The sequence below is a fragment of the Rhodococcus sp. ZPP genome, from assembly GCF_017656075.1.
GTDB lineage: Bacteria > Actinomycetota > Actinomycetes > Mycobacteriales > Mycobacteriaceae > Rhodococcus_F > Rhodococcus_F oxybenzonivorans.
The window spans coordinates 6,767,728-6,783,648 of record NZ_CP058638.1; the positions used below are offsets into that span (position 1 = coordinate 6,767,728).

17 protein-coding genes are annotated in these 15,921 nt (G+C 66.6%); 14 read left to right on the forward strand and 3 right to left on the reverse strand.

The features are described 5' to 3' along the window. Positions 1-44 precede the first annotated feature (44 nt). Together HYG77_RS31225 and HYG77_RS31230 are read left to right on the forward strand one after the other, a co-directional pair. A complete protein-coding gene (locus HYG77_RS31225) occupies positions 45-1,694 on the forward strand; it encodes a glycoside hydrolase family 13 protein (RefSeq protein ID WP_208961523.1) in 1,650 nt (549 codons plus the stop codon). Between the two features lie 274 nt (positions 1,695-1,968). Further along, positions 1,969-2,298, forward strand: a complete 330-nt coding sequence (locus HYG77_RS31230; RefSeq protein ID WP_208961524.1) for a hypothetical protein — start codon at positions 1,969-1,971, stop codon at positions 2,296-2,298. A 415-nt stretch (positions 2,299-2,713) separates the two neighbouring features. Here HYG77_RS31230 and HYG77_RS31235 read toward each other — a convergent pair whose 3' ends face one another. Next, positions 2,714-3,052, reverse strand: coding sequence for an SRPBCC family protein (locus HYG77_RS31235; RefSeq protein ID WP_244373355.1), 339 nt, complete (start codon positions 3,050-3,052; stop codon positions 2,714-2,716). Between the two features lie 334 nt (positions 3,053-3,386). Then, positions 3,387-3,692 (reverse strand): hypothetical protein, encoded by a 306-nt coding sequence (locus HYG77_RS31240; RefSeq protein ID WP_208961525.1) that lies wholly within the window; start codon positions 3,690-3,692, stop codon positions 3,387-3,389. Between the two features lie 777 nt (positions 3,693-4,469). Here HYG77_RS31240 and HYG77_RS31245 point away from each other — a divergent pair. The 11 genes from HYG77_RS31245 (at position 4,470) to HYG77_RS31295 (ending at position 13,801) form a co-directional block, all read left to right on the forward strand. Beyond that, positions 4,470-4,748 (forward strand): hypothetical protein, encoded by a 279-nt coding sequence (locus HYG77_RS31245; RefSeq protein ID WP_109335113.1) that lies wholly within the window; start codon positions 4,470-4,472, stop codon positions 4,746-4,748. A 428-nt stretch (positions 4,749-5,176) separates the two neighbouring features. Next, the gene (locus HYG77_RS31250; protein WP_208961526.1) at positions 5,177-5,884 is read left to right on the forward strand and encodes a hypothetical protein; all 708 of its coding nucleotides are present in this window, start codon (positions 5,177-5,179) and stop codon (positions 5,882-5,884) included. Positions 5,885-5,945: 61 nt separating this feature from the next. Next, the gene (locus HYG77_RS31255; protein ID WP_109330123.1) at positions 5,946-6,164 is read left to right on the forward strand and encodes a hypothetical protein; all 219 of its coding nucleotides are present in this window, start codon (positions 5,946-5,948) and stop codon (positions 6,162-6,164) included. Between the two features lie 12 nt (positions 6,165-6,176). Beyond that, positions 6,177-7,562: a hypothetical protein gene (locus HYG77_RS31260; protein WP_208961527.1), complete on the forward strand. Its 1,386-nt coding sequence runs from the start codon at positions 6,177-6,179 to the stop codon at positions 7,560-7,562. 185 nt (positions 7,563-7,747) lie between these two features. Continuing rightward, a complete protein-coding gene (locus HYG77_RS31265; protein WP_109335112.1) occupies positions 7,748-8,110 on the forward strand; it encodes a cupin domain-containing protein in 363 nt (120 codons plus the stop codon). 201 nt (positions 8,111-8,311) lie between these two features. Continuing rightward, entirely contained in the window at positions 8,312-8,896 is a 585-nt protein-coding gene (locus tag HYG77_RS31270) for a biotin transporter BioY (protein ID WP_204164935.1), read from the forward strand. After that, positions 8,893-10,014: an AMP-binding protein gene (locus HYG77_RS31275; protein ID WP_208961528.1), complete on the forward strand. Its 1,122-nt coding sequence runs from the start codon at positions 8,893-8,895 to the stop codon at positions 10,012-10,014. Before HYG77_RS31270 ends, HYG77_RS31275 begins: the two co-directional genes overlap by 4 nt. Beyond that, positions 10,011-11,138, forward strand: a complete 1,128-nt coding sequence (locus HYG77_RS31280) for a thiolase family protein (RefSeq protein ID WP_208961529.1) — start codon at positions 10,011-10,013, stop codon at positions 11,136-11,138. The genes HYG77_RS31275 and HYG77_RS31280 overlap by 4 nt, the downstream gene beginning before the upstream one ends. Then, a complete protein-coding gene (locus HYG77_RS31285; protein WP_208961530.1) occupies positions 11,135-11,815 on the forward strand; it encodes an ABC transporter ATP-binding protein in 681 nt (226 codons plus the stop codon). The genes HYG77_RS31280 and HYG77_RS31285 overlap by 4 nt, the downstream gene beginning before the upstream one ends. Continuing rightward, positions 11,812-12,414, forward strand: a complete 603-nt coding sequence (locus HYG77_RS31290) for an energy-coupling factor transporter transmembrane protein EcfT (protein WP_208961531.1) — start codon at positions 11,812-11,814, stop codon at positions 12,412-12,414. Before HYG77_RS31285 ends, HYG77_RS31290 begins: the two co-directional genes overlap by 4 nt. Beyond that, the gene (locus HYG77_RS31295) at positions 12,407-13,801 is read left to right on the forward strand and encodes an AMP-binding protein (RefSeq protein WP_208961532.1); all 1,395 of its coding nucleotides are present in this window, start codon (positions 12,407-12,409) and stop codon (positions 13,799-13,801) included. Before HYG77_RS31290 ends, HYG77_RS31295 begins: the two co-directional genes overlap by 8 nt. Positions 13,802-13,805: 4 nt before the next feature. On the opposite strand, the gene HYG77_RS31300 is transcribed toward HYG77_RS31295, so the two are convergent. Further along, positions 13,806-14,042, reverse strand: coding sequence for a hypothetical protein (locus tag HYG77_RS31300; RefSeq protein WP_208961533.1), 237 nt, complete (start codon positions 14,040-14,042; stop codon positions 13,806-13,808). 256 nt (positions 14,043-14,298) lie between these two features. On the opposite strand from HYG77_RS31300, the gene rox reads away from it, so the two are divergent. Continuing rightward, the gene (gene rox, locus HYG77_RS31305; protein WP_208961534.1) at positions 14,299-15,726 is read left to right on the forward strand and encodes a rifampin monooxygenase; all 1,428 of its coding nucleotides are present in this window, start codon (positions 14,299-14,301) and stop codon (positions 15,724-15,726) included. The last annotated feature ends 195 nt before the right edge of the window (positions 15,727-15,921 follow it).

The following is a 15,921-nucleotide window of genomic DNA, read 5'->3' on the forward strand; positions in this document are numbered from 1 at the left end:
CGGATTTCGAACGCCCACTCCCACCAACACCTTCAGGGGAAACCATGCCCACAGCACGTCAGTGGTGGCACGACGCCGTCATCTACCAGGTGTACCTGCGCAGCTTCGCCGACGCCAACGGAGACGGGATCGGAGACATCAAAGGCCTCCAGGACCGCTTGCCCTATCTCGTCGACCTCGGCATCGACGCCGTATGGATCACCCCCTGGTACCGATCGCCGATGGCGGACGGCGGCTACGACATCGCCGACTTCCGCGACATCGACCCGCTCTTCGGCACCCTCGACGACGCCGACACCCTGGTAGCCGCCGCCCACGCCGCCGGACTCCGCGTCATCATCGACCTTCCCGCCAACCACACTTCCGACATGCACCCCTGGTTCCAGGACGCCCTGCACACCGCTCCCTATTCCCGAGAGCGCGCCCGGTACTTCTTCCGCGACGGGCGCGGCAACGAGGGCGAACTTCCTCCGAACGACTGGATCAGCGCCTTCGGCGGACCGGCATGGACCCGCACCACCAGACCCGACGGACAACCTGGCCAGTGGTACCTGCACCTGTTCGCACCCGAACAACCCGACCTCGACTGGACCAACCCTGAGGTCCGCTCCGAATTCACCGACATCCTGCGGTTCTGGTTCGACCGCGGAGTCGACGGCATGCGCATCGACGCCGTATCGGCGATGGCCAAGGTCCCCGGACTCCCGGACGCGGGCCACCCGCCCGGAGCCCGATTCGAATCCAGCACTTGGGTCGACAACCCACACTGGGACGTCGACGAACTTCACAGCATCCTGCGCGAATTCCGCATCATCGCCGACACCTACGGGCCCGACCGCATGTTTGTCGCCGAAGCGATCGTCCGCAGCCCCGAGCGCCTCGCCCGCTACGTGCGCCCGGACGAACTGCACACCGCCTTCAACTTCGACTTTCCCCGAGCAGGCTGGAACCCGGCAGCGCTGCGCGAGGCCATCGACCGCAGCCGCAACGCGCTCCGCGAGGTCGGCGCGCCCGCCACCTGGGTGCTGTCGAGCCACGACGAGACCCGCCACCTCACCCGATTCGGACGCGCCGACACCAGCACCTTGCCCATGACCCTGATCGCCGGCACCGACTCCGACCTCGTTCTCGGCACCCGACGCGCCCGCGCCGCAGCACTTCTCACGCTCTCCCTGCCCGGCGGCGCCTACCTCTACCAGGGCGAAGAACTCGGCCTCGAGGAAGTAACTGATCTCCCCGAAGAGCTGCTGCAGGACCCCACCTGGGAACGCTCCGGGCACACCATCCGCGGCCGCGACGGATGCCGGGTCCCGCTGCCGTGGGACGGTGACCTCCCACCCTTCGGATTCAGCAACAGCGGGACCCAACCGTGGCTTCCGCAGCCCGACATCTGGAAATCGAAGACCGTGGCCGCCGAATCCAACGACCCCGACTCGATGCTCACCCTCTACCGCACCGCACTTCACTTCCGACGCACCCTGCCCGCCCTACGCGGCGACTGCTTCGCCTGGCGACCGATGCCCACCGATGTCCTCGCCTTCGACCGCGGGCCGTCGTTTCGGTGCGTCGTGAACCTGTCTCGACAACCGCTTGCAATCGATCCGGACACCACCGTCCTGCTCGCCTCCGCCGACCTGACCGATGTCGGCTATCTGCCACCGGACACCGCCGTCTGGCTGCGCACACACCGATAGGGCGGTGACGCGACCACACCACCGAAGAACGGTGTCGGGCAGGGACAGCCCGGGACCGGACCAGGAAGGAACCGCAGTGAACCCATACCCCCGACCACACCCATCCCCCCACCAGCCCCACGACACGGTGGCCGACAATCGCCATCGTCGATGGCCGATCAGCTCAGCGCCACCACCACCGCTCGATCGGGAGGTTGAAGAGATCCTCCGCTTCGCCCGAATTTGGGCGCCATACGGTGGAGCCCCCGCCGACGAGACATTCCACCACTTCGGCATGTCGACATCACGCTTCGTCGACAAACTGTGGGAAATCCTTCGTGGTCGCCGACGCCGCCCGTACGACGCAGACCAACTCGCCGCAGCCTTTCCGCCGCCCGCCGCCCAGGCAGCAACATTCCAGGAAACATGCGTCGCCCATCCCGGGGCATATGCCAGTGGGGCGGTGCTCGGCGTTCACACTACTAAGAAGGTCGGCAACAACCGGGAAGAATCCTGCAAGGTGTACGACGCATCAAACAAGCTGCTCGGTACCACGTACCGGACCACTTACGGGTTCTACGGAACGCCGCCGCAGGTAAATCCACCGGCTCAGTCGGCTCGTTGATCAACTGAGCGCGACCGCGACAGCCTTTGGTCGATGTCCTCGACACCCGGGCCGGACACGGGCGCTTTCGGCTGTCATCGTTCACCACCGCTCAGCTGACGAGCCGAGCTGAGCAATCCGGCCGTACGCCCCTCTCTTCCTTAGTGATTCGATTTTGCCAAACGCATAGCGGGCATGTTCACCGAATCCAGGTCGCTGAGACTCGGAATCGGAAACGAATCCGTTTCCGGTGCTTCATTACGTCGCTGGGCCCACGACCCCATCATCAGCGGCGTCGCCTGGGTGCATACTCCTGCCATGACAGTCGACTCCTCCTGGTCGCAATTCCTCTGGGTCGCGGTCATCTTCGAGGGTGTGCCCAGCATGATCGGTGCGGGCATCATCCGGCTGTCGTGCGGGTCCGGGCATTCGCGCGCTAATCTGCTGTGGTTTCGAGAAGGACCCTGGGCTTCTGGAGGTTCGCGGCGAATTCTCGGCGGAGGCTGGCCGCGACCAGCGGGTCACCGAATTTGAAGAGGCCTTTCTGCTCCATCTGCATGTGACACGTCAATCGGGTCCCCTCGGCAGTTGCCTCGACCAGATACTCCGCCTCGAAACGACTCGGTCCCGAAGCCCCAGTGAAGGTGACCTTCGTGTTCGGTTCATAGTGGACGTACTCGTTCGTCAGCTCGAGCTTCCGCCCCATGAATTTGCGGACAACAACATGCTTGGTACCCACCCCCGGCGGTCCTTCTGTAACTCGGCGGACCTCCAACAGTCCCTCTTGCCATCGGGGAGCGTTGGTCTGGGTCCGCTACAAAGGTGAACACTTCGCCGATCGGACGCGCGATAACGATGCTGTCCTCAACCTCGATCATGACGGCCTCCTGTGCGACCTCGCACCGTCGTGACATCAACTGGGCGGGGTGATGATGACCAGTATCTGCACCCTACTCGAGGAACCTCGTGGTCACGACACCTCGACGAGAGGCACACGCAAGGGGGAGATATCGAGCAGACTGCCTCGTCGGTGCTGGCCCGGACCCATCTCGTTGATGGCCGGGATTACCAAGCCCCGGCCATCTACGTGCGGTGCAGTGCGATCTGGGTTACGTGACCATCACGCTCCCGGTGAAGAAGAACGGCGCCGCATTACCGAAGCAGAACACGGTGGCATTGCCTTTCGCGAAACCGCTGAGCGTCCCTTTTCCCACCCCGAACGCACCGGTCTTGAAATTGAAGGCAGAGTCGAACCCGAAACAGGTCCAACTCTCCCCGGCCGGCACTGACACCGTCACTTCACCGGCCGCGCCCACACCGAGGGTCGGTACCGCCGTAGCGGTACCCGCCCCGAATACCATCGCCGGAGCGATCACGGCCGACGCAACAGCCGTCCGCACTGCCATCTTCTTCATCGTGCCCACCTCGTCTCGCACATTCCCGACTCTGGGGCGAGCGAGCAACGACCCCAGGTTTCCAACTCGGGCCGTTCCCACGCGCTCATGACATTCTCGAATTTCCCTGTAAACACGAGATTAAACACATATTCACTGTCTTCCGATACCGCGTATTGCGCACCCTCAGCTAGTCGGACGTCCAGTAAATTTGGGTGAGTGTTCAAGAAATTACTTCGAATGTATTCGCCGAAAGGTGAAACGTCCGGGACTGCTGATGGCGATAGACGCAATAGGTTGGGGATCCACAGAAAAAAGTTCAACAGAAAGAGGTGACCCGATCCCGATATGGGTTCTGCAGGAATCGACTTCAGTGTGGCTATCGACGCGTTCCTCAAGTTCCTGAGCATCGCGCTCGGGATCGACATCGGCGTGGGCTGACCAGGGACATCGAGCGTACCCGAGCGTTTCGGCGCCCTGGAGTCCCTGGGCGCCGAAACTCGTGTGGACCAGACATTGCGCGCGTAGCCCGAGGATTGGAATAGCCGCGTACTGAACAAACGCCCAAATCAATGGGGTGCAAGAGCGGAATGGATTTGGGCAACTGACCATTTTATCGAAGCAACCCAAAGTCGTCGACCGTCGGCCTCAGGCCCCGCGTCGACGGTTACGGGTACTCCATTGCTCGAGCGATATCTCACGTAAACGGAACGACCCGCAAAAATGGTGCGCCGACCGATTGGCTGCGAAATCGCCGACTGTGACGGGCGCCCGAATACGAGGAAGGTCGAGTTCGGTATGAACATGTTTTGGGTGATCGCGGTCCTCGAGGCCACGCTGTTCGTGGTCGCTGTGTCTCTTGCTGCCGCGGTCACCGCGGATGCGATATCTCGACGCAGGCACGGGCCGGACGGGGTCGAGGCTGCGACCTCACGCTCGAAGCCCCCGCTGCTGACGATCGAGGCGGTCGACCGTGTTCGGGACTGGCACCGAGTCGCGGTACGGGCATTTGCGGTCTGCATCACTGGCTCTGTCCTCGTGGTCGCGGCCGTCGGGATGCTGCTGATCGTGGGATGAAACTTCTGGCGCATCACGCCGACAGCCGTCGGAATCCGACGGATTGACGCTATTCGGCACGTCGCACTGCACATCATGACTGGTGTGACTGGTGCCACAACTGATTGACTTCGGCGAGCCGAAGATTTCTACTTACCTCCCACAACAAGGGCAGCCTTAGCTACACCTGTGAACTGGTTGGAAGGAGTCGCGTGGCCACATCGGAATACCGTTTCTCCGAAGGCGGCGCTACTACACCTGCGACCGGGCCCTTTCGAACGCAGTCTGATCGTCTTTGCCACTGCAACGCCCGAGCTTTGCGAGGTCTGACAGGAATCTCCTGACAGACCTTCCCATCACGGATTGGCGTCCGGGGCAGCGAGCGCCAACAACCGCACCCAGCGATGTGCGGGCGTTGTTGCGTCACTTCTCACCAGAACCGGATCCCGATGTACCCCACCTCTTCCGACCCGGCCGACGAGGCCGGGTCACCCACCGTGATCTCACCGGTCACCCCGATCGCCCCCAGACGGCTCCGCACCGACACGGTCTCGTGGGGACCGATGCACGGAGTGCCCCCGCGCGCACGCAAGCGCCTGCTGCCGATTCCGCCGGGCGAGCCGGAGAAACCGCTCGTACTGCACGATTCGTGGGCGATCGTGGGCGCAGCCGCGGTAGTCGCGTCGGCGGTGGTAGCCGCGGCGGTGTGGGTCTCGACGCATATCGAGGTCGACCCCGTCCTACACACTGCGGCGTTGTTCGTGCACCTCGCATCGCTCGTGCTCGGGTTCGGCGGGGTCCTGATCGCCGACTATCTGGTGCTGGTGTGGATTTCAGGCCGGTCCACACTCGCCGAAGCCATCCGGGGCGCGGAACGACTGCACCTGCCGATCTGGGTCGGTCTCGCCGGTCTCATCGGCAGCGGAGCGTTCCTCGAACCGAACCTGAACTCTGCGCTCACCCAGACAAAAGTGGTCCTGGTGTTGGTGCTGACCGTCAACGGCCTGCAGGCGCTGATTCTGAGTCGCCGCATTGCGCACAGCACCGCCCCGCACCTACCTTCGCAGCTGACCGTGTGGGGCGCGGCAACCGCGACGATTTCGCAGGTCTGCTGGTGGGGCGCCGTCTGGATCGGTTTCTGGAATGCCCAGCACTGATTCCCTAGCTACCACTCAGTTCTTCTACTGCTCAGTCCCATGTGAAGGAAGGCACCACTCGATGACCACGTCCTCCTTCTGCAGAAACGGCCTGCGCCGCACCACCCGGCGCGGCGCCAGCCTCGGCGACCGCCTGCACTCCGGCGCGCTCAGCGGACGTGGCGACGCATTCCGGACACCAAAGTCGTTACCTCGCAGCGATGCTGCTTGCGACCTCTGGCAAACCGGACCGCAGGACGAGCATGACGGTATCTTCGGCCGCCTGCGCCCTGCGGACTGAATGGGCGGGACCATGACACGAGGCCTCGGACTGAGCATCGGGACTGCACGGGCCATCGCAGTGAGCATGAGCGAGGACGGCACGTCGACGGTGTCGCGTCGCTCCACCTTGACGTTCGGTACCCAGTCGACGGTGCGACTGGGTGACGATCCTGGCGGCGAGGGGGTGGTAGCGGAGTTCGCGCACCGCCCCGGTGAGGTGCGCGTTGCGGGAGACGGCTACCGCTACACGGGGCAGGATTTGATTGCCGCCGCCGCCTACTGCCTCGTGGCTGAGGCGAATCCGCCGGAGGACGTCCCCATTGTGCTCACCACCGCGGCGGCGCACCCCCGAGGCGCCGGGAACACGCTTCGAACAGCGTTGGACCGTGCCGGGCTGGGCCGAGTGGGACTGGTCGCCGAACCCGTCGCCGCCGTTGCGTGCCTCGAGTTCGAACGCGGCCCACTCGGTGACGGTCTCGCCCTTGTCTGCAACGTCGACGCCGGCAGCCTGGACCTCACCGTCGTGGCGATCGGCACGGCGTGGAGGTCCGACCCCATCGTCGGGCGTCCGCTGCGCTTCGATGAGCGTTGCGCGACATCACCCGTCACCAATGACCGCATTCCGACCCTGGAACTCGTCGCCGACTGTCTATCCATAGCCGAAGCGACCTGCGACGACCTCGACGTCATCGTCGTGTCCGGCGAGTCAGCCGCCGATTCCACAGTGATGCAGTCACTTTCGCAGTTAGGTAGGCCGATCCTCTCCTGCCCGGAGCCTGGCAGCATGGCCGCTCGGGGGGCGGCCGCTCTGGCAGCGGCGTCGTCCATGGACGATGTTCCCGCAGCGACGAGCCCCCGGAACCCGTGGCCCCGGCGGGTAGCGATCGCCTCGGTCGCAGCTGCCGTCGTGCTCGCTATGCCGTTGTTGCCCCGGGGATCGGAACCGCATCCGGTCATCACCTCCGCGACCAGTGGTGCACCCGGTCTCGGCGTACGGTTGGTCGAGCAGAGCGCACGACCGCACGTGCCGCCCCGGCGCATGACGCGCGACGCACCAACCCCTCCTGCCGCAGTGGAGGAATCCGTGCTGCCGGAGGATGCATTCGCGGCGGTCGTCCCGATCATCGTCCGCGCACCGGTCGCGGTAGTGCCCACCGCCCTTCCTGCCTCTGCAGATACCCACCACCCTGACTCCGACAGCACGACCAGCACCACGGCGACGGCACCGTCGAGATCGCCAGCGCCTGAATCATCGTTCGGCCCGAAGTCGGCGCCGCATCCAGAGCCGCCGGTCACCCCCGATCCGACCACGCAACAGCCCGAACCCGATCCGACCGCAGCACCGGAAACACCGGAACCCACTCCCACCGACGAGAGCGAACCGGATGCCGAGACTTCGGTACCGTCGACCCCCTGACACCCGCTCGGCGTAGGCGAGAGGGCTGATCCGGGCGGATGCGGTCGCTCGATATTGCGGTGAACCCGGATCGCCGCTCAGAATTGAAAGTGCCAGGAATCCGCTTTACCTGTGGTTCCCTGCGTTTGCCAGGGCGAAGGTCCGCCGCATCGCGGGTGCCGCCACAACGACGTGGGAGGACAATGATGTCCGGTCTCATCCGTAAGAGTCTCGATTCACCCGAGGAAACCCGCCCCTTCGAGGATGACAAGGGCAAACTCGAACTCGTCAACGTCCCTTCCGGCGCTGTGGGTAGGGCCACCTTCCAGCCCGGCTGGCAGTGGTCCAAGCACGTCAAACCGATAGCAAAGACAGACAGCTGTCAAGCGGCTCACATGGGTTATGTCATCTCGGGTCGCATGAAGATCGTCATGGACGACGGCGAGGACATGGAGTTCGGCCCCGGTGATCTCATGGTCTGCCCGCCAGGTCACGACGCGTGGATTCTCGGCGATGAGCCCTGCGTGTTCATCGACTGGACCGGCGTCGCCGATTACGCCAAGCGGTAGGCGGCAGCGCCGCATGTCTGTGATGACGGTCCTCTGGGAAGGCGGGCACACGTAGACGGCGACGTCACCGGTCAAGGGGTTCCGTCAGTGGACGACGCATGCGCCGGGCGTGCGCCGCATCGGGTCGGGGAGCCGGCCGCACCGTTGCCCGCGTCGACCTGCTACCTTGAACGTCGTTCAAGTTCAGCTGGAGGAGTCGTCATGACGGATGTCGGGAGTGCTCGGGTGTCGAGGCTCGGTATTTCAGCGCGCGACATGGCGCAGATCGCGGTGTTCGCCGCGTTGATCGCGGCGCTGGGACTCCCCGGCGCCATCACGGTCGGCTTCAGCGGAGTGCCGATCACACTGCAGACACTCGGTGTCATCCTCGCAGGCGCGGTGCTCGGCGCGCGCAAGGGCACAGCCGCCGTCGCGGTCTTCATCGCACTGACCCTGATCGGTCTGCCCCTGCTGTCCGGTGGGCGCACCGGACTGACCGCACTCGCGGGCCCCAGCGCCGGATACCTCGTCGGCTGGATTCCCGCGACGCTGGTCATCGGCCTGCTCACCGCCCGGATCCTCCCGAAGTATCCGATCGCGCTCGGCCTTCTGGTCAACGCCCTCGGTGGGATCGTCGTCATCTACGTCTTCGGCACCATCGGACTCCTGCTCCGCACCGATCTGGGTGTTGGTGCCGCGATCACCACCAACTTCGCGTTCATCCCCGGTGACCTGCTCAAGGTCGTCGTCGCGACCGTGGTCGCCAAGAGCGTGCATCGCGCGTACCCCGGCCTCATCCGTACGTGAGTTTCGAGCTCGGCGGCTCCGGCGATCAGCCAGCTCTCGACTTCGAAGACCGCACCTATACCTACGCCGAACTCGACCGGGCCATCGACCGATGGATCCTCGAGCACGGCCCGGGTACGCCTGCCTATGACGCGTCGACGCTCCCGGTCCCGGATGCGCTGATCTGCGTGTGCGCCGCGGCGCGGCAGGGGACGGCAGTCATCGTCGAGGACCCCACGGCGCGTCCGGACCGCTCGGTGATTCCACCGTCCGCTTTTCTGCTGGTCGCGACGTCCGGCTCCACCGGCAGGCCGCGTCCGCTCGCGCGCACCGCGGCATCCTGGGTCGACAGCTTCCCGGCATTCACCGCGATCACCGGCGTCAACGCGACCGACCATGTGCTGATCACCGGCCCGTTGCACGCCACGATGCACCTGTTCGGCGCAGTGCACGCACTCTGGCGAGGTGCGTGCGTCACCGACGACCCGTCCCGGGCGACGGTGGTGCACGCCGTCCCCGCCGTCCTGCGGGACGTGGTCCGGAAGGCGCCGAAACTCCGCACGGCGATCGTCGCCGGCACCGCCCTGGACGACGGCGCCCGCGCGGTGGCGGACGGCATCGACATCGTCGAGTACTACGGCGCCGCGGAACTGTCCCTTGTTGCGGCGCGTCGGGTGCCTGAACCGCTCCGGCTGCTGGACGGCGTCGACGCCGACATTCGCGACGGTCTGCTGTATGTCCGGTCGCCGTACAGCGTGATCGGAGTCCCGGAGTGGTTCGGCGTCGGTGACCTGGCCGAACTCGGCGACAACGGTGAGCTGACTGTGCGCGGCCGGGGCGAATCCGCGATGAACGTCGGCGGCACCACGGTGGTCGCCGAGGATGTCGAGCGCATCCTCGAGACGATCGACGGTGTCGCCGCGGCCGCCGTCGTCGGATCGCCGCATTCGGTGCTCGGCGAGACCGTCACCGCCGTGGTGGAACTCGACGGCACCGCGGAGATCGGGGAGATCCGTTCCCGCGCGCGCCGCACGCTGACGAAGGAAGCGCTGCCCCGCCGTTGGGTGCCGATCGAGTCGATGCCTCGGACCGCCAGCGGCAAGGTCGCCCGAGGTCGAGTGAGAGACTTGCTGGCATGAGCTCTGTCCCTGTTCTGGTCGCGCCGCGTCGGACGCCGATCGGCAATGCCGGGCACGGGTTCGCCGATCTGACCACCACTGATCTTGCCGCGCCCGTGCTGCGTGAGGTTCTGACGTCGCTACGGGAGTCGGGCATCGATGCCGAGGTCGACGACGTCGTCCTCGGCAACTGCCTCGGGCCGGGCGGTGATCCTGCGCGGGTCGCGGCGCTGCAGGCGGGGATGGGTGTGGAAGTTCCCGGTGTGACCGTCGACCGGCAGTGCGGTTCCGGCCTCGACGCGGTGATGCAGGCCGCGCTCCGTGTGCGCAGCGGCGCCGACGAGCTGGTCCTGGCGGGAGGCGTCGAATCGGCGAGCACGGCGCCGTGGCGGTTCTGGCCGCCGGTGTCGGGCGCCGATCCGGTGCGCTACACCCGTGCTCCCTTTGCGCCGCAAGACTTTCCCGACCCCGACATGGGCGTCGCTGCCGACGATCTCGCGCGGATTCGCGGCATCAGCCGTGAACGGCAGGACGCGTACGCGGCGCGGTCGCACACGCTCGCGGCCGCCGCCGACTTCTCGTCGGAAATCGTGCCGATCGGTGACATCGTGCGGGACCAGCGCATTCGCGCAGGCATGACCGAGGCCAGGCTCGCGCGGCTGCGCCCCAGTTTCGGTGCCGACGGGACGGCCACGGCGGGCAACTCCTGCGGCATCTCGGACGGCGCCGCCGTGCTGGCGGTGACGACCGAGTCTCTGGCCGCCGGATTGCCTGCCCTGCGAATCCTCGGATCCGCCGTCGCGGGATCGGACCCGGCGCTGCCCGGACTCGGACCGGTTCCCGCGATCCGCAAACTCCTGAAGAGAACCGGATACGACGTGGCGGATCTGGGCGTCGTCGAGATCACCGAGGCCTTCGCGTCGGTGGTGCTGGCGGTGTCGGACGAGCTCGGCCTGGACGAGTCGGTGATCTGCCCTCAAGGCGGCGCCATCGCCATGGGACATCCGTGGGGCGCGTCGGGTGCGATCTTGTTGGTGCGCTTGGCCAGTCAGATGCTGCGCGAGGGCGGACCCGCGCTCGGGCTCGCGGCCTGCGCCATCGGCGGCGGACAGGGCATCGCGATGCTCGTGGAGCGTGTGTCGTGAGTGAGATCGTCTTCGATTCGGTGACCCACGCCTTCGGGGACCGCCCGGTGCTACGCGGCGTCGACCTGCGGTTCTCCGAGCGCCGGGTCGGCATCATCGGTTCCAACGGTTCCGGCAAGTCGACGCTGGCGCGCATGATCAACGGGTTGCTGAAGCCCACCTCCGGCACCGTCACGGTCGACGGTGTCGACGCCGCCAGAAAGGGCGCGCAGGTGCGACGCAAGGTCGGGTTCGTGTTCACCGACCCCGACACTCAGATCGTCATGCCCACGGTGTCCGAGGATCTGGCGTTCTCGCTGCGCCGCTCCGGTCTGAGCAAACAGGAGATCGCCGGCCGCGTCGAGGAGATCCTGGTGCGGTTCCGGCTCGACCAGCACGCCGACCACCCCGCGCACCTGCTGTCCGGGGGTCAGAAGCAGCTGCTCGCCATCGGCGCCGTCCTCATCCGCAGGCCCGAGGTGGTCATCGCCGACGAGCCGACGACGCTGCTGGATCTGCGGAACGCGCGCGTCGTCTCCGAAGCACTCGATTCGATGGACCAGCAGGTGATCGTTGTGACCCACCAACTGGCGCTGCTGGAGAGTTTCGAACGGGTCATCGTCATCGACGACGGTCTCGTCGCGTTCGACGGCAGCCCGGACGACGCCGTTCCCGCGTACCGGCAGTTGGTCGAATGATCGGCCTGTACCGCCCGGGCGACTCGCTCCTGCACAGGATGCCCGCCGGGCTGAAACTGCTGCTGTTGATCGCGTCGATCGTCACGGCCACCGTGTTCGTGCGCACCCCGCTCGAGGTCGGCGTCGTCGTCCTGGTGGTGGGTTTGCTGTTCGCGGTGGCCTCCATTCCGTGGCGGGTCGCCGTGGCGCAGTTGCGTCCGGTGGTGTGGATGTTGGGGATCATCGCCATCTTTCAGGTGCTGATCACGTCGCCCGCGCGGGCGGTCGTCGTGTGCGGAGTGCTGCTGATCTCGGTGGCGCTCGCCGCGTTGGTCACGCTCACCACCCGGGTCACCGACATGCTCGACACGGTGTCGCGTGCACTCGGGCCGTTGCGGAGGTTCGGGGTCGACCCGGACCGGATCGGGCTCCTGCTCGCGTTGGCGATCCGGTGTATCCCGCTGCTGACGGGGATCGTGCAGGAAGTGGCGCAGGCACGGAAGGCACGCGGGTTGCAATGGTCGATGACGGCGCTGGCCACACCGGTTCTGGTGCGTGCACTCCGGACTGCGGATGCGATGGGCGACGCCCTCGTCGCACGGGGAGTTGACGATGACTGAGCTGCTCGCCGAGTGTGTCGCTCGACGGGCCGCCGAGAACCCGGAGACGACAGCGGTCGTGTCCGCACGCGAAACCGTCGAGTACGGCCGGTTCTGGTCGCGGGTCACGCGCACCGCCGCCGGGCTCGACGGCATGAACCGGGTTGCCGTGCTGCCGACGTCGGATGTGGGGTCGCTGGTCGCGGTGACGGCGGCGATGCACGCGGGAGTCAGCGTCGTGCTGCTGCACCGACACCTCCTGCCCGCGCAGCTGACGCGGGTGCTCGAGCTCGCGAAACCCGGTGCCGTGGTGGCCGCGTCGCACCAGCACGCCAGGTTGCGGAGACTGGGATTCGACGGGACCGTCGAGACGGCGGAGAGCCTCGAATCCGACGGCGCCGCGGACCTGGCGCGTCCCGACACCGAACTGCTGGTCGGCATCACGTCCGGCACCACCGGTGAGCCGAAGCTGTTCGTGCGCAACCAGCGATCGTGGGCCACCACCCTCGACCGCTCCGACGCGACCTTCGACATCGGTCGCCGGGATCGTGTGGCGGTGCCCGGAGTTCTCGACCACACCCATTTCCTGTACGGCGCGCTGCACGGCCTCACTCGCGGGGCGACGGTGGATCTGCGCCCGGTCACGCACTCGCTGCGCGACGCGGCGACACATCTGTATTCGGTACCCACCATCGCGTGGGATGTGGTGCGGGCGGGGGTCGGTCCGGTCGGCAGCGTCCGGGAGGTGCTGTCCTCGGCGGCCCGGTGGCCGCGCACCGGGCGTCAGGCATTGCAGGAGGTGCTGCCCAACGCGTCGCTCGTGCACTTCTACGGCGCCTCCGAACTGAGCTTCGTATCCTTCGACCGGGGTCTCGGCGCCGCCGACGAGCATGCGGCAGGCGAGCTGTTCGACGGCGTCGACGCCGAAATTCGCGAGGGCCTCGTTCACGTGCGCAGCGACATGCTGTTCGACGGTTACCTCACTGAGGACGGCGTGGTGAACGGCCCCGCCGACGGGTGGATGACGGTGGGGGACCGAGGCAGGGTGGCGGGCAACAGCCTGCAGTTGTTCGGCCGGGACAGCGACACGGTGATCCGGGCGGGGCTCAATGTGGAACCCGCGGCCATCGAGGCGGCGTTGACCGCGCTCCCCGGGATCACGGAGGCTGCGTGCATCGGAGTACCGGACAGCCGGATGGGTGAGGCACCGGCCGCCGCGATCGTGGTCGACGGCGACGGGCCGAGTTCCAGCGACATCTGGCGGCATCTGCGCGCCACGTTGCCGAGCCCGAGCATGCCGGTTCAGGTACTCGCGGTCGACAGCTTGCCGCGCACACCGCGCGGCAAGCTCGATCGGCGGGCGCTCGCCGCCGTCCTGGCGGCCTCTCGGAACCGAAATCCCGCGTAGCCGGTCAGATTTCGCGGCTCAGCAGGTGGTAGCCCAGCGTCTTGCCGTGTCCGTCGAGTGCGGGTGAGCCCGTGACCCCGCCGCCGAGGACGCCCGGCAACTCGAACACCATCGCCATGAGGTTCGGCTGGCAGGTGCGACGGCCCGGTCCCTGGCCAGCACGGCGAGGATGAGCATGTCGCCCTTGTCGCCGGACGTCTGCGAGGGTGTCGATCTTCTGAACAGTTGCGGGCCTGGTCATGTCGAAATTCCGTTTGCCGATCGGCCGGTACTCCGGTGGTCGGATCTCGCCGGCTGCACACATGAGAAGTGGCAAGGAGTAGTTCACTCCTTGCCACTTCCAACATATAACGCACAAGGGGTCTTGCTGCAAGACCCGGGTAGTGCTGCAGAATCTCCGATCGAAGCCGCAACCTGCGGAAATCGCGTGGTGCGCTCTCGTGTGCGCGAGCGGAGCGGCCGGGTTCGAAACCACTGTGGCGAAATGGGGGAGTGTCATGTTCGACGTCATCATTGCCGGGGGTGGACCGACCGGGTTGATGCTGGCCTGCGAGTTGCGTCTGCACGGCGTGCACGCGCTCGTGCTGGAGAAGGAGGGGGAGCCGACCAGGCATGTTCGGTCGCTCGGCCTGCACGTGCGCAGCATCGAGGTGATGGATCAGCGCGGTCTGCTGGAACGGTTTCTCGCGCACGGCAAGCAGTATCCGCTCGGCGGTTTCTTCGCCGGCATCACCAAGCCGCAGCCCGACCGGCTCGACACCGCACATCCGTATGTCCTGGGCATCCCGCAGCCCGTCACCGAACGCCTGCTGACCGAGCACGCCACGGAACTCGGCACGCCGATCCGCCGCGGCAGCGAACTGGTCGGGCTGAGCCAGGACAATCACGGGGTGACCATCGAGCTGGCCGACGGTACGCAGCTGCGCTCGCGCTACCTCGTCGGCTGCGACGGCGGCCGCAGCACGGTGCGCAAGCTGCTCGGGGTCGGCTTCCCCGGCGAGCCTACGAGGGTCGAGTCGCTGCTGGGCGAAATGGAGGTGACCGCTTCGCCGGAGACACTGGACGCCGTGGTCGCCGAGGTTCGCAAGACCCACAAGAATTTCGGCGCCGGTCCCACCGGGGACGGGGTGTACCGCGTCGTCGTGCCCGCCGAGGGGGTGGCCGAAGACCGGTCGGTCCCACCGACCCTCGCGGAATTCAAGCAACAGCTCCGCGTGTTCGCCGGCACCGACTTCGGTGTGCATTCACCGCGGTGGCTGTCCCGCTTCGGTGATGCCACCCGGCTGGCTGAACGCTATCGGGTCGGCCGGGTGCTGCTGGCCGGCGACGCGGCGCACGTCCACCCGCCGCTGGGAGGGCAGGGCCTCAACCTCGGCGTCCAGGACGCGTTCAATCTGGGTTGGAAACTGGCCGCCGAGGTGGGCGGCTGGGCCCCGCAGGGGCTGCTGGACAGCTACCACACCGAACGGCACCCGCTGGCCGCCGACGTGCTGAACAACACCCGCGTGCAGTCGGAACTGATGTCCACTGAGCCTGGTCCGCGGGCCGTGCGCCGGCTGCTGTCGGAACTGATGGACATCGATGACGTGAACCGGTACCTGACCGAGAAGATCACCGCGATCGGGGTTCGCTACGACTTCGGCGAGGGGCACCCACTGCTCGGGCGGCGGTTGCGGGACATTCAGCTGAAGCGGGGGCGCCTCTACGCGCTCATGCACGGCGGCCGCGGACTCCTGCTCGACCAGACGGGCCGGCTCTCGGTGGCCGGCTGGGCCGACCGGGTCGACCACGTCGTCGATGTCAGCGAAGAACTCGACGTGCCTGCCGTGCTGCTGCGGCCGGACGGCCACGTGGCGTGGGCAGGCGATGATCCGCAGGAGCTGCTCAGTCAGTTGCCCCAGTGGTTCGGGGCTGCCGCCGGCTGAGCGCCGAACTGCTCGCGTGCGTCGACACGCCGGTTCGAGTCGGGTTGTGAGCGCTCCGGCGGGCGGATGTCGCGCAGTCGTGCACAATGGCGACGTCCGGATAGTGGATGCGAGCAGGGGGTGTCGACGATGTGGGAGTTGCCGATCGAAGGTGGGATTCCGTGGTTGGTATGGATCCTCGACCTACTGGTCAAC

What these genes read in the sequence shown, in the direction of transcription:
- HYG77_RS31225 (WP_208961523.1), top strand. Translation starts at nt 45, where the DNA reads ATGCCCACAGCACGTCAGTGGTGGCACGACGCCGTCATCTACCAGGTG.
- HYG77_RS31230 (WP_208961524.1), top strand. Translation starts at nt 1,969, where the DNA reads ATGTCGACATCACGCTTCGTCGACAAACTGTGGGAAATCCTTCGTGGT.
- HYG77_RS31240 (WP_208961525.1), bottom strand. Translation starts at nt 3,692, where the DNA reads ATGAAGAAGATGGCAGTGCGGACGGCTGTTGCGTCGGCCGTGATCGCT.
- HYG77_RS31245 (WP_109335113.1), top strand. Translation starts at nt 4,470, where the DNA reads ATGAACATGTTTTGGGTGATCGCGGTCCTCGAGGCCACGCTGTTCGTG.
- HYG77_RS31250 (WP_208961526.1), top strand. Translation starts at nt 5,177, where the DNA reads ATGTACCCCACCTCTTCCGACCCGGCCGACGAGGCCGGGTCACCCACC.
- HYG77_RS31255 (WP_109330123.1), top strand. Translation starts at nt 5,946, where the DNA reads ATGACCACGTCCTCCTTCTGCAGAAACGGCCTGCGCCGCACCACCCGG.
- HYG77_RS31260 (WP_208961527.1), top strand. Translation starts at nt 6,177, where the DNA reads ATGACACGAGGCCTCGGACTGAGCATCGGGACTGCACGGGCCATCGCA.
- HYG77_RS31265 (WP_109335112.1), top strand. Translation starts at nt 7,748, where the DNA reads ATGTCCGGTCTCATCCGTAAGAGTCTCGATTCACCCGAGGAAACCCGC.
- HYG77_RS31270 (WP_204164935.1), top strand. Translation starts at nt 8,312, where the DNA reads ATGACGGATGTCGGGAGTGCTCGGGTGTCGAGGCTCGGTATTTCAGCG.
- HYG77_RS31280 (WP_208961529.1), top strand. Translation starts at nt 10,011, where the DNA reads ATGAGCTCTGTCCCTGTTCTGGTCGCGCCGCGTCGGACGCCGATCGGC.
- HYG77_RS31290 (WP_208961531.1), top strand. Translation starts at nt 11,812, where the DNA reads ATGATCGGCCTGTACCGCCCGGGCGACTCGCTCCTGCACAGGATGCCC.
- HYG77_RS31295 (WP_208961532.1), top strand. Translation starts at nt 12,407, where the DNA reads ATGACTGAGCTGCTCGCCGAGTGTGTCGCTCGACGGGCCGCCGAGAAC.
- HYG77_RS31300 (WP_208961533.1), bottom strand. Translation starts at nt 14,042, where the DNA reads ATGACCAGGCCCGCAACTGTTCAGAAGATCGACACCCTCGCAGACGTC.
- rox (WP_208961534.1), top strand. Translation starts at nt 14,299, where the DNA reads ATGTTCGACGTCATCATTGCCGGGGGTGGACCGACCGGGTTGATGCTG.